This window comes from Sphingobacterium sp. T2, from assembly GCF_000814685.1.
Taxonomy (GTDB): domain Bacteria; phylum Bacteroidota; class Bacteroidia; order Sphingobacteriales; family Sphingobacteriaceae; genus Sphingobacterium; species Sphingobacterium thermophilum.
Genome location: NZ_JXAC01000218.1, coordinates 1 through 11,706, shown reverse-complemented (window position 1 = coordinate 11,706; position 11,706 = coordinate 1). Strand labels below are relative to the sequence as shown.

The following is an 11,706-nucleotide window of genomic DNA, read 5'->3' as shown; positions in this document are numbered from 1 at the left end:
CGAACACTAGTATAAAGATATACAAAAACATCCCAAATAGACTGAAACAACATAATAACGGGGAAAGCAGATTCACAAGAAAAATGGGACCTTGGTCACTTATATATGCAGAAAAATGTATCTCTAAAAAAGAAGCTCGCATAAGAAGAAAAGACAGATCAAACGATACAACAGAAAATACCTAGAATGGCTATGTCTACAACCCATCAACTGCGCTAATGATTTCTCCTAACAGGCCTGTCATCTCGCCTCTGGCGAGACGGGTTCGAGTCCCGTCCAGACCGCTGAAAAAAATTAAAGGTTATTCTTCCGAATAGCCTTTTTTTTTATCGTATCTCCCTTATAATAATCCCTTAACTCTTTGGTCTTATGGAAATCTATTATGTCTACATCATCAGATGTAATACTTCCGGAACACTGTATAAAGGTTATACCAAAAACATCCCAAATAAGACTAAAACAACATAATAACGGGGAAAGCAGATTCACAAGAAAAATGGGACCTTGGTCACTTATATATGCAGAAAAATGTATCTCTAAAAAAGAAGCTCGCATAAGAAGAAAAGACAGATCAAACGATACAACAGAAAATACCTAGAATGGCTATGTCTACAACCCATCAACTGCGCTAATGATTTCTCCTAACAGGCCTGTCATCTCGCCTCTGGCGAGACGGGTTCGAGTCCCGTCCAGACCGCTGAAAAAAATTAAAGGTTATTCTTCCGAATAGCCTTTTTTTTTATCGTATCTCCTCTAGAAAAAATTCTTTCTCTATCTATTCGCGTACAATACTAAACCGCTGCTTTCGAGTATCCAAAATTAGTTTATAGCCTATAAATAATTTGTTGCCTACCATTCCACCTATCCCCATCTTCAACATACTACTTACTTGAGAATCACTTGCACCTTCAATATATGTACAATAGTGAATTGGTATGGACAAACCGCCGATATGCACTTCTCTATCCGATTCAAATGTAAATGTCTGTAAAACCTTCCCCCAAGAGTTTATTGCATAACTTAGCGGCTCTGCATTATCTTTGGCCAGTAAACGAACAAACTCTTTATCAACGATTAATTCAACCATACTAGAACCGGTATCAAAATACAGTAATGTCTTCTTATGATTCAAGTATGCCGGTAAGATTATATTCTTATCAAAGTACCTGAATTCTGAAAACAAAATATAATCTTCATTTGCCAACGAGTCCGACACTGTAATCACTTGATTTTTGTTGTCTATCGCAATTATCTTACTGTCGAAGATATCACATCCTAGCGTACCAATTATTTCATAACCCTTATCTTCATTGGAACTACTTTTGGAATTTTTCAACTCTCTTAGAGAAATCTCTTTTACAAATGTTGGTCGTGTCGAGCGTAAAAGAAAAATTTTCAACCTTATCCTTCGCTTCACGTTCGTTGAATATTGAAACTGCAGGATATTTATGCTTAATTGCTTTAAGCTTATTTGCATATAGCAAGGAGTGTTTGGCGCCGGTATCGAACTGCATATACAATTTATCTGAACACTCCTTGATTGTAATCGGAATCAAGAGCGCTACATGGGGTTCCCATTTTCCTTGGATTGAATCTCCTAGCCAAGTGAATGCAAATTGAAATTCTTCGGGCTTCACTAAATGTTGGGACATCACTGGTTGCGCATTAGAAGAATTGACAAATAATGCGAAGTAACAGCATAAAATAATGTGATATAATTTTCTCATATTTCAAAAGATTTATTTTGAAACTAAGATACCCTATGGGAGCCTCTAATATCACGTCATGAGCACGACATTCGTACGACAAAAACAAGATAAACACGATTATGATTCCATCGGACCAGCGGAAAAAGCTTTAATAACGGCGCATGTCATAAAAATCAAGCATAGCATTGAGGAGATACATGGCAAAGAATACCCAAACATAATTTAAGGTGAAAGCTTTATCGAAATATGAAGTGGCGGCAAAATTATAAAGCATCGTAAGCAACATCATTAAAGAATTTCCAATTACCCATGCTATTTGCTGTTGCACTACACTTGTACAAAAATCTGTAGCTTAGTTTGATTTATTCCTATAGTTTTTAAAAAGGTAGTAAGGAATACAGAAAATGAAAAAAAGGAATAAGAAGATAGGTGAAATTAGCCAATGTAAATATTCTTAGAAATCTCTTTTCATCCTTATCGTTTATTATTGGGGAATTGGTTTCGACAGAATTTAGTTGTATTAAATCTTCATAATCCATTTCCAATGCTGCAGCAATAGACTTAAGTGTGTAAGCTCTTGAAAGGGATTCTCCATTCTCTATACGCTGTATTGTCCGTACTGTTACATTGGTCTTATCTGCCAACTCTTCTTGAGTGAAACCTTTTAATTTTCGAGCTTTCGCTATTTTCTTTGATATTTCCACTTACATTTTTTTAGTTGAAAAACGGCTTAAATAATTATTTCGCTCCATGAATACCATTTTCTTATGTCTGCAGCTCATAGGTTAAAGCCCCTGAAGGACATCCTTCAATCTGTTCAATTAATTCTTTGGAAAGCGCATATTCAGGTTTACACCAGGGTCTTTGGTTGGGTCTATAAACTTGGGGTAATGCTCGAACACAGACTCCCGCATGTGTACATAAGGCAGGCTTCCAGATTACGGTAATTTCTCCATTAGGGTGAGGATATCTGATTATTTTTTCCATAGTATCTTAGATCATAATTTTAAGTTAATAAAATTCAACAACAAATAAAAAGAGCAAGGACCGAAATGGTCCTTGCTCTCCACCTATCTAAATTAACGCACCTAGTCTGCAATTATCTCAAATTCAGCGCCGGAGGCAAAGTCAGCTCCATTCTGAGAACTTAATGCCGTAAAGCGCAGAAAACGGCCTTTTACAGGTTTTTCAAAACGAACAGTCTGTAATGTGGTCTCTCGGGAAAAACTCCCTTCGATAATGGGGTCTGACCATTTCTTTCCGTCAAGACTGACCTGAATCTTATACGCTTTGATACGTCCATTAGGTCCATCTTGCCTTGGCAAGTAAGTGACCCCCTTTATCATCTTTTCTTCCCCCATATCGAAATCCACCCAATGTGGATATTGAGCTACAGTAACCGAATAGGTGGTATGCTATATCGTATTTGGGTTGCCATCGACCAAAAATTTGGCATTTTCTCCATTCTCTTCACTAGACGCAGAGACCACTGTCAAAGGCACTGTCTCTATTTTCGGGAAATGTACCGACGTCTTAATCTGCGGATTATCAACGTACCAGGTCGTCACATGGCCACCTTCTCTCAACCTGAATGGTTCCTTATATATAATAGACTTGGATTTACCTACTTGATAAAGAATCTGGGCTTCTTTTCGTTCCGTTCCTATTTGCACCTCTCCTGCCTTGCTTCTCACTATCGAAAGAGGCATCTCCCCGGCCACAGTCACCTTCGCTTTGGCTCTATAGTCCTCACGTACTACCGGACGAATAATGAAGCCTAACGAACGGGAATATGCTTTGACGCGATCCTGCTCCAGCGGCGGCCCCTGCCCACAGCTGTTTCCTCCCAAGCCTGTCACGGCAGCATCAATATGTATATGTGCTCCTGAACTTGAAGGCAGCTCGTGTGGATGCGCGGCCAAGATGAGCTCCTGCTCCGACCATGGCAAGGCAGAAGCAGAAAATGTTTCTTTAGCGACCACAATGATACCATTACCTTCTTTATCGGTGAAGGACGTCCATCTTACTTCTTCATTATTACTCATACTTTGTGGTCTCGACCAATTGACGAACTGATCTGCAACAGTACTGTGGTGCAGTTCTATATTTTGTGCATGTTTTACGGTCGGCATAGTTATTTATAGGACCACGGCCATAGTATATATATTTATTGTATTCCGAAGGAAGCTTCAACGCATAGCCGACCCTAGGGAGAACAAAACTTTCGTCATTTGAAGTTATGATGGACTCCAGCTCTACAGAACCATCCGGATATATGGTCCAAATCTGATTTGTTACAAACTTAAAATCTTCCTCTCCGAAAGGTTTATCCTCATGCTCCATAATCCAGTATTTTCCTGAGGTACCTCCCAAAATGGAAGCACTATTAGGGGCTTGAGATTCCACCACGAACGAAAGCACCACGGCTCCATCCTTACGTTGAAATTCCGTATGGGAAAGTGCCTTATGCTTCAGGTTATGAAGCCCCTTTGCGACCCACTGTCTATAAGCCCAGTTGTCGTTATCCAGAGGAGCTCGATAGGCATCCAGCTTTGGCCCTTCTCCTTCCCGGATGACAGCATTTCCTCCGTACACCAGCTTATGGCTAGTACCTTGATTAAGGTCGAAAATCATTTCAAAATTATCCCCTTTTATCCATTGAAAACTTCCCTGCCTTTCGGATTTCAAAGTTGAACCCTTAGCTACGGTGGATATGTGTGGTAGATTTTCCGCCTTTTTCACCAAAAGCTGTTCCTCCATTTGCACGTAGCCTTTGGCGGCCCAAAACATATTCTCTTTCAGCAAAAATTGGATTTTGAGGAAGTATTCGGACTGTTCCTTCAGCTTCTCCTTAGCATAAGGAATACGAACCCGAATACGCTGTCGAGGAGCGATGGCATAAGCGTCACTGGCGACTTTACTACGTTCAATCTCTACCCCATCCTCGTATAAGGCCCATTCCATCTCATAATCTTCCAAAGCAATGAAATAATTCTTATTGAAGATTTCAATAATGCCCTTTTCTATATCTATAGCTTTTACAGCAACATTCTGATACACTTTTTTGACCTCATAATATTGAGGTTTCTCTTTCATATCGGCAAAGATAAGGCCGTTGTTGACGAAAGTACCGTCATTAGGCTTATCGCCAAAATCTCCTCCATAAGCCAGAAAGCGTTCTCCCGTCTGTTTGTCGTAATAATACATGGATTGATCTATCCAATCCCATATGGCTCCCCCCATGAAGAAGTTTGTCGACTCGATGGCCTCCCAATAATCAACGAGATTACCTGCCGCATTACCCATGGAGTGCGCGTATTCGGAAATGTGAAAAGGATATTTAATATTGAATTTTCCCGTTACAGCTCCTCTCACCCAGCTGATAGAAGGTATTGGTTTGAACCTATGTCAACAATGGAATTATTACGTTCGTATTGTACAGGACGAGAAATATCCACCTTCTTAATCGCCTGGTAAGCTTCCACAAAATTATTTCCCGGACCGGCCTCATTTCCCAAAGACCATATCACTATGGAAGGATGATTGATATGTGCATGCACCATTTCCAAGTTTCGTGCCACATGAGCGTCTCGCCATTCCGCAGGATGGGATAACGAGGCCTCCCCATAGTAGTATTGGTGGCTCTCTATATTGGCTCTCCTCCAGATAGATTCCATATTTATCGCAGAGATAGTACCAATAAGGATCATCCGGATAGTGTGAGTTGCGTACATGATTGATGTTGGCACGTTTCATCAACTTAATTTCTTTCTCCATCTGCTCGCGTGTTACCACCTTACCCTTCTCGGGATTTGTCTCATGACGGTTTACTCCTTTCAACTTGACAGTCTTTCCATTAAGGTAATAATAACGCCCCGCCAAACCAAATTCATCGTCCTCGGCACGCGTATCTTTAATCTCTACTTTGCGAAATCCAACAATGGTCGAAACGGCTTCCAAAACTCGGCCCTTTGTATCTTTTAGCTCTGCCACCAATGTATAACGATAAGGCCTTTCAGCAGACCATAGCCTCACGTCATCCACCTCCACTCTCATCTGTGCAGCAGCAAATGCCTGTGGTTCTACCTTCACCGAACGTCCACCTCCATCTTCAAATGTAGCCACAAGCTTTTCTACCTTATCGGAATAAAGTCGGTTAGCATATAGCTTATAAGCAAGTACAAAGCCTTTGTGAACTTTGCCGTTAGCATTGCGGATCTGTGTAGAAATATTCAAAACTCCATTTTTATAGTTATCCTTAAGGTCTGGAATCACCACCATATCACGGATTTGCAACTTAGGCTTTGCTGTCAGATATACGTTTCGGAAGATCCCCGGCAGCCGAAACATATCCTGAGCTTCCAAAAATGATGCATCCGAACTTCTATAAACCTCTACTGCTACAGTGTTTTTACCTTTTGGATGTAGAAAGGGGGTAATGTTGAATGCAGCAAGGTTTCGGGAATTTTTGGAGAATCCCACATATTTTCCATTAATCCATAGATAGAAAAAAGAAGTCCACTCCATCGAAATTGAGATAAACCTCACGTCCGCTCCAATTGTCTGGCACCTCAAACGTACGGCGATAAGAGCCTACCTCGTTTCTATAAATGTAAGTGGTCCAGTCCTGCGGTGGCGTACGCATCACACCTCCCCTCCAATCATCCACCTGAACACTATGTTTAAAGATTACTTGCTGGTTTACGTATATAGGAACGCCATACTTGAGCGATCCGTCTTTTTGAATGCCATAGATGTTCCAGCTCATGGGCACAGGCACCTCATCCCATTGGGAAACATCATACGTTTCCTTATAAAAATCCTTAGGCCGTTCGTCAGGATGTTTTACCCAATGGAACTTCCACGTACCATTGAGATTTTGATAGTAGCTGCTATACTCAGGCAGTACCCCTAATGCTTCTTCCGCGTTCGCAAAAGAGAAAAAATAAGCCTTAGGAAGCTCTTTATTCAGCGAAAGCTTTTGCGGCGACTGCCATTCGTCTCCCGACGGCTGATGCTGTGTTTCAAAAGCAAAGCCACTCATGGTCGTAGCAAAAGGCAAGGACGCCACGGACTGTGCATGAAGCGGTCCCCTCACCCATGCACTCAAGACTAAAAGAAAAATCGTGCTTATAGATTTATAATTCATAAGTTGATAAAGGTGTATCAAGCAAAAATACCATTCACGCTATCAAATACAAGGGCACACTGTTAATCACTCGATTGCGGAATTTTCCATGTGACTAAAAAGATTGATTTTCCTTCCTCCGACATGTATATTATAACATCACCTTTAAGCACAAAAACAATAATTCAAACCCCAGCTAAGGTTGAAAACTAAACCACTTGTACTACAAGAGGTTAATAGCCTCCACAAGTAAAATCATTAATTTCTTTCGCTTTTCATTGAAAATTCTGCTACGTTTGAACCAATAATTTTTCATATCTTAATTTTACAATTATTTAGGGTTACTATTTGGATTTTAGGGTATTAATAGGTGAGTAAAATTAGAAACATATTACCGACTGAAGTTTCCGATGAAGTAATCATTGAAGGCTTAATGCGGGGGGATAGCAGGATAATCAGCAAGATGTACAAATTATTCTTTCCTTCGGTAGCATATATGATTACCAATAATAGCGGAACACAGGAAGAGGCCAGAGATATTTTTCAGGAGGCCGTCATGGTGTTGTATGATAAGATTACTCATCAGAATTTTGAGTTAAATTGTAAGCTCAACACTTTTTTGTACGCGGTATCGCGACGCCTGTGGCTCAAACAGCTGTCACGCCGAGGGCATACCTCCAACACCACGGACATCTCGGATTTCGAAGATATCCTGAAAGTAGAGGATGATATCCAACAACATCAAGAGCTCGAAAACAAATTCGAGCAGATGGAAGAAGCGATGAATCAGCTTGGCGAACCTTGCAAAACCTTGTTGCAGGACTTCTATATCTGCAACCTGTCTATGCAGGACATCACTGAAAAATTCGGTTATACCAACAGTGATAATGCCAAAACACAGAAATATAAATGCTTACAAAGACTCAAAAAAATATTTTTCACCCTTAAAACTAAAGAGTAATATGCAAAGGCATAAATTCATAGAGTGGGCAGATCAGTATTTGCGTGGCGAATTACATGCTGAGGAGGCAAAAGCATTTCTAGATTTTTGCGAAGCTCATCCCGAATATGCAGACATACTGGAAGAACACCAAAGCTTTCTTCAAGATATGAAAGCATTCGAGGCACGCCGCGCTTTCAAGGCTAACCTTATCGAAAAAGGTAAACAGCACATCGCCGTAGAGGTGGAAGAACATAGCGATTTTGGCGCCCGCGTTATTTCGCTGTGGAGTAAGCTACAGATCAATGCAGGTATAGCAGCGGCCGTTGCTGTGATATCCGTATTCACTACGCTTTGGCTTACAGGCTATTTCACCGAAGTAAAAAAGGCTACTTCCGACTACAGCGCCTTGCGCCGTGAGATGAACACGGTGAAGCGTAATGTTAATGCGCAAAACAAAGCCATCGAGAGTATCCACAACAGTGACAAAACGAAAAGTGAACCAATATCTCACTTTGGAGCTACAGGGTTCCTGTTAACCAAGGACGGATATGTTGTTACCAACTATCACGTCGTCAATGGTGCGGACTCCATACACCTCCAAAACATCAAAGGAAAAGTATTCCGTGCTGAAGTGGTACATACGGACGCAACCAAAGACTTGGCTATATTGCGTATCGCGGACTCATCATTCAAACCATTGAAATATATTCCTTACACGTTCAAGAAACAGACTTCAGACCTTGGAGAGGACGTGTACACTATAGGTTTCCCTCGTGATGAAGCCGTGTACGGACAAGGTTATCTGAGTTCGAATACCGGATATGCTGGAGACACTATAGCTTATCAGATTTCTATTCCTGTCAACCCAGGTAACAGTGGAGGTCCTGTATTAGATGCCCAAGGTAACGTAGTAGGTATTATTTCGGGTAAACAAAAAGGTTTAGATGGAGCTGCCTTCGCTATAAAATCAAAAGAACTTCTGGAAACCTTGAATAATATCCCCGAAGAATCCCTTAAAGGAAATATTGTATTGAACAACAAAAACTCATTACACAAACTCCCTAGAACCGAACAAATCAAAAAGTTGCAAGACTACATTTTTATAGTTAAAATTTTTTAATAAATCACATCTTATTCAGAAAGCATAAAGGGGTACGGAGTACCCCTTTACTTTTTTAACAAAAGATTACTTGTTTGATTTTTAGATGTTTACTATCTTAGTACTAGCATGCGAACGTTTTGGATTTATCTCTCCATCTTTTTGGTGTTGCTAATTGCTACCCAATCTTTCCTCTACTTTTTCAGTAGTAGTAAACCGTACACCTTTGACTACAATCAGCTTATTGTCCATCTTATCATAAGCATAGTTTGTGCGGTCATTGTGTCCTTTATTTTGAGAAAAAGAAAAAATCCATATAACGAAAAAGCCAACTCTTAAGAGTTGGCTTTTTCATTGCGGTTGTTTGTGTATTAAGAAATCCTACTTATTCGGTTGTGGTGTCACACGCAAGTATGGTTTTATTTCCTTAAATCCTTTAGGGAACTTAGCTGGGATATCTTCTGTTTTAATAGCAGGAACCACAATCACATCATCACCATCTTGCCAATCGGCAGGAGTAGCAACCGAATAATTTTCTGTGAGTTGTAGAGAGTCAATCACACGTAGGATTTCATTAAAATTTCTTCCCGTAGAAGCAGGATACGTCAATGTCAATTTAATTTTACGGTCAGGACCTATCACAAAAACAGAACGTACGGTAGCCGTCGCCGAAGCATTCGGATGAATCATATCGTACAACTCTGCAACTTTACGGTCCGAATCCCCGATGATAGGGAAATTCACTGTAGTGTTTTGTGTTTCGTTGATGTCTTCAATCCATTTCAAATGCTCCTCCACAGGATCCACACTCAATGCTAGCACTTTCACATTCCTCTTATCAAACTCTTCCTTAAGCTGCGCCGTACGACCTAACTCCGTAGTACATACCGGCGTAAAGTCCGAGGGGTGTGAATATAATACAGCCCAACTTCCTTTAATATATTCGTGGAAATCTATCTCTCCTATAGTGGTTTGCGCTTTGAAGTTTGGCGCTTCATCTCCTAATCTTAAACTCATAGTATATCTATTTTGAATTATCAATAATCTATTAACTCTACAAATCTAATAGACTTTATAGAAAATAGCAAGTGATTTTTGTTAAAATTTTGTCTTTTATCAAAATATGCACCTTATATCTCAATATGGACTCTCTCGTTCTATGATACCAGTTTTTTCCTATTAAAAGAACAAAAATATTATGCTTGCATAATAACAAAAAATAATTATATTTGGTTTAACAACCTTATAAACTTAAAGATCATGCATTTCGAATTATCCGAAGAACACAAAATGATACGCGAAGCGGCACGGGAGTTTGCACAGGAACTGAAACCGGGCGTGATAGAGCGCGACGAAAAGGCCTTATTTCCCAATGAATTTGTGCGAAAAATGGGTGAACTAGGCTTTATGGGCATTATGACTCCTGTTGAATATGGTGGTGCCGGCCTAGATACCTTAGCTTATGTGCTTGCCTTGGAAGAAATAGCGAAGATAGATGCTTCTGCCGCTGTCATCATGTCAGCACACAACTCTCTTGTTTTGTGGGGCTTAAATGAATATGGCACCGAAGAGCAAAAACAAAAATATTTAGTTCCTCTAGCCCAAGGAGAAAAGTTGGGTGCATTTGCCCTTTCGGAACCTGAAGCAGGTTCCGATGCCTCCTCACAACACACTCGGGCAGAGGATAAAGGCGACTATTACTTACTGAACGGCACTAAAAACTGGATAACCAACGGAGGCAATGCAGACATATATCTAGTGATAGCCCAAACCCATCCAGAATTAGGACATAGAGGTATTAATGTGCTTATTGTCGAAAAAGGGATGGAAGGATTTACGATAGGTCCTAAAGAGAATAAGCTGGGAATACGCAGTTCGGACACGCATTCGCTCATGTTTTCGGACGTCAAAGTTCCTAAAGAGAATCGTATCGGTGAAGATGGCTTCGGATTCAAATTTGCGATGAAAACATTGGACGGCGGCCGCATAGGTATTGCTGCCCAAGCGTTGGGAATAGCTGCTGGAGCCTACGACTTAGCATTAGCTTATGCGAAAGAAAGAAAAACTTTCGGGAAACCTATATCACAGCACCAAGCCATTCAGTTTAAACTCGCCGACATGGAAGTGGACATAGAAGCGGCACGTCTGCTCACCTATAAAGCCGCTTGGACAAAAGACCAAGGCCTTCCATATGGCAAGATGGCCGCAATGGCCAAATTACACGCCTCGGAAGTAGCAATGAAACATACAGTAGAGGCCGTACAGATTCACGGAGGGTACGGTTATGTGAAAGAGTACCACGTGGAACGCCTTATGCGAGACGCCAAGATAACTCAGATCTACGAAGGAACTTCCGAAATACAACGTCTTGTGATTGCACGTGAAATATTAAAATAAAATAAGGAGTCTTCTGACTCCTTATTTTAATGCTTTATCAATTCTAGCTAAAAGACCATAATCTTCAAAAGAAAAACTGCCCGAAGAATGCATATGGTATTCAAAGAGAGCCTTAGCTTTTTGCAACATAGCCTTATCCTCACGGATAAAGCCATCATACATCAACAGCTGCGCCAGCGGGCGTATCTGTTCCTTTTCTAAAGAGGAAGCAAAAACAATAATTTCTTCTGCACTCTTTTCCAATAAAGTTATTCTTTCCTGCTTGAAAAAATCCCTATAGCCCTGTTCTATCTCCAGCACATTCTACTTTCACCTCCAGTCTCCCACTTATCCACCATCCAACGACGTAACAAATTTCCCCATCTCATTACCCAGTTCTAGTAACTATSRTACCTTCTTTTTCCAAACCTTAATCGTACCCCATTTATTT

General features: G+C 40.6%; 16 protein-coding genes and 1 pseudogene. 4 read left to right on the top strand and 13 right to left on the bottom strand.

Annotation, left to right across the window (positions count from 1 at the left end; genetic code table 11):
* Nucleotides 1-185, top strand: a 185-nt coding sequence (locus tag SD31_RS16710; protein ID WP_197053703.1) for a GIY-YIG nuclease family protein, incomplete at its 5' end; no start/stop codon positions are given.
* Nucleotides 186-775: 590 nt separating this feature from the next.
* Here SD31_RS16710 and SD31_RS12465 read toward each other — a convergent pair.
* From SD31_RS12465 to SD31_RS17575, 11 genes and pseudogenes are all read right to left on the bottom strand, one after another.
* The gene (locus tag SD31_RS12465; protein ID WP_039054381.1) at nt 776-1,336 is read right to left on the bottom strand and encodes a hypothetical protein; all 561 of its coding nucleotides are present in this window, start codon (nt 1,334-1,336) and stop codon (nt 776-778) included.
* Entirely contained in the window at nt 1,317-1,727 is a 411-nt protein-coding gene (locus SD31_RS12460; protein WP_197053702.1) for a hypothetical protein, read from the bottom strand. The genes SD31_RS12465 and SD31_RS12460 overlap by 20 nt, the downstream gene beginning before the upstream one ends.
* A 130-nt stretch (nt 1,728-1,857) precedes the next feature.
* Nucleotides 1,858-1,998, bottom strand: a complete 141-nt coding sequence (locus SD31_RS19385; protein WP_231561573.1) for a hypothetical protein — start codon at nt 1,996-1,998, stop codon at nt 1,858-1,860.
* 88 nt (nt 1,999-2,086) lie between these two features.
* The gene (locus SD31_RS12450) at nt 2,087-2,413 is read right to left on the bottom strand and encodes a helix-turn-helix domain-containing protein (RefSeq protein WP_052259034.1); all 327 of its coding nucleotides are present in this window, start codon (nt 2,411-2,413) and stop codon (nt 2,087-2,089) included.
* 61 nt (nt 2,414-2,474) lie between these two features.
* Nucleotides 2,475-2,696 carry a (4Fe-4S)-binding protein gene (locus SD31_RS16225; RefSeq protein ID WP_082021950.1) on the bottom strand — a complete coding sequence of 74 codons (222 nt, stop codon included), beginning with the start codon at nt 2,694-2,696 and terminating at the stop codon, nt 2,475-2,477.
* Between the two features lie 101 nt (nt 2,697-2,797).
* Nucleotides 2,798-3,106, bottom strand: a pseudogene (locus SD31_RS17600) (discoidin domain-containing protein); the annotation flags it as partial.
* Between the two features lie 18 nt (nt 3,107-3,124).
* Nucleotides 3,125-3,841, bottom strand: a complete 717-nt coding sequence (locus SD31_RS20315; protein WP_197053700.1) for a hypothetical protein — start codon at nt 3,839-3,841, stop codon at nt 3,125-3,127.
* Nucleotides 3,747-5,084 carry a glycoside hydrolase family 2 TIM barrel-domain containing protein gene (locus tag SD31_RS20310; RefSeq protein WP_197053699.1) on the bottom strand — a complete coding sequence of 446 codons (1,338 nt, stop codon included), beginning with the start codon at nt 5,082-5,084 and terminating at the stop codon, nt 3,747-3,749. The genes SD31_RS20315 and SD31_RS20310 overlap by 95 nt, the downstream gene beginning before the upstream one ends.
* Nucleotides 5,081-5,272, bottom strand: coding sequence for a glycoside hydrolase family 2 TIM barrel-domain containing protein (locus tag SD31_RS21390; RefSeq protein WP_410528264.1), 192 nt, complete (start codon nt 5,270-5,272; stop codon nt 5,081-5,083). The genes SD31_RS20310 and SD31_RS21390 overlap by 4 nt, the downstream gene beginning before the upstream one ends.
* Entirely contained in the window at nt 5,217-6,236 is a 1,020-nt protein-coding gene (locus tag SD31_RS20305) for a glycoside hydrolase family 2 protein (RefSeq protein WP_197053697.1), read from the bottom strand. The genes SD31_RS21390 and SD31_RS20305 overlap by 56 nt, the downstream gene beginning before the upstream one ends.
* Nucleotides 6,202-6,819, bottom strand: coding sequence for a sugar-binding domain-containing protein (locus tag SD31_RS17575; RefSeq protein ID WP_197053696.1), 618 nt, complete (start codon nt 6,817-6,819; stop codon nt 6,202-6,204). Before SD31_RS17575 ends, SD31_RS20305 begins: the two co-directional genes overlap by 35 nt.
* A gap of 388 nt (nt 6,820-7,207) precedes the next feature.
* Between SD31_RS17575 and SD31_RS12440 the strand changes: the two genes are divergently transcribed.
* Both SD31_RS12440 and SD31_RS12435 read left to right on the top strand, forming a co-directional pair.
* Nucleotides 7,208-7,798 carry an RNA polymerase sigma factor gene (locus SD31_RS12440; protein ID WP_039054378.1) on the top strand — a complete coding sequence of 197 codons (591 nt, stop codon included), beginning with the start codon at nt 7,208-7,210 and terminating at the stop codon, nt 7,796-7,798.
* Between the two features lies 1 nt (nt 7,799).
* Nucleotides 7,800-8,900 (top strand): S1C family serine protease, encoded by a 1,101-nt coding sequence (locus SD31_RS12435; protein ID WP_039054377.1) that lies wholly within the window; start codon nt 7,800-7,802, stop codon nt 8,898-8,900.
* A 360-nt stretch (nt 8,901-9,260) separates the two neighbouring features.
* Here the strand turns inward: SD31_RS12435 and SD31_RS12430 are convergent, their stop codons facing one another.
* Nucleotides 9,261-9,896: a peroxiredoxin gene (locus tag SD31_RS12430; RefSeq protein WP_039054376.1), complete on the bottom strand. Its 636-nt coding sequence runs from the start codon at nt 9,894-9,896 to the stop codon at nt 9,261-9,263.
* Between the two features lie 243 nt (nt 9,897-10,139).
* Between SD31_RS12430 and SD31_RS12425 the strand changes: the two genes are divergently transcribed.
* A complete protein-coding gene (locus SD31_RS12425; RefSeq protein WP_039054375.1) occupies nt 10,140-11,276 on the top strand; it encodes an acyl-CoA dehydrogenase in 1,137 nt (378 codons plus the stop codon).
* Between the two features lie 21 nt (nt 11,277-11,297).
* On the opposite strand, the gene SD31_RS12420 is transcribed toward SD31_RS12425, so the two are convergent.
* Nucleotides 11,298-11,576, bottom strand: coding sequence for a hypothetical protein (locus SD31_RS12420; protein WP_039054374.1), 279 nt, complete (start codon nt 11,574-11,576; stop codon nt 11,298-11,300).
* Nucleotides 11,577-11,706 lie beyond the last annotated feature (130 nt).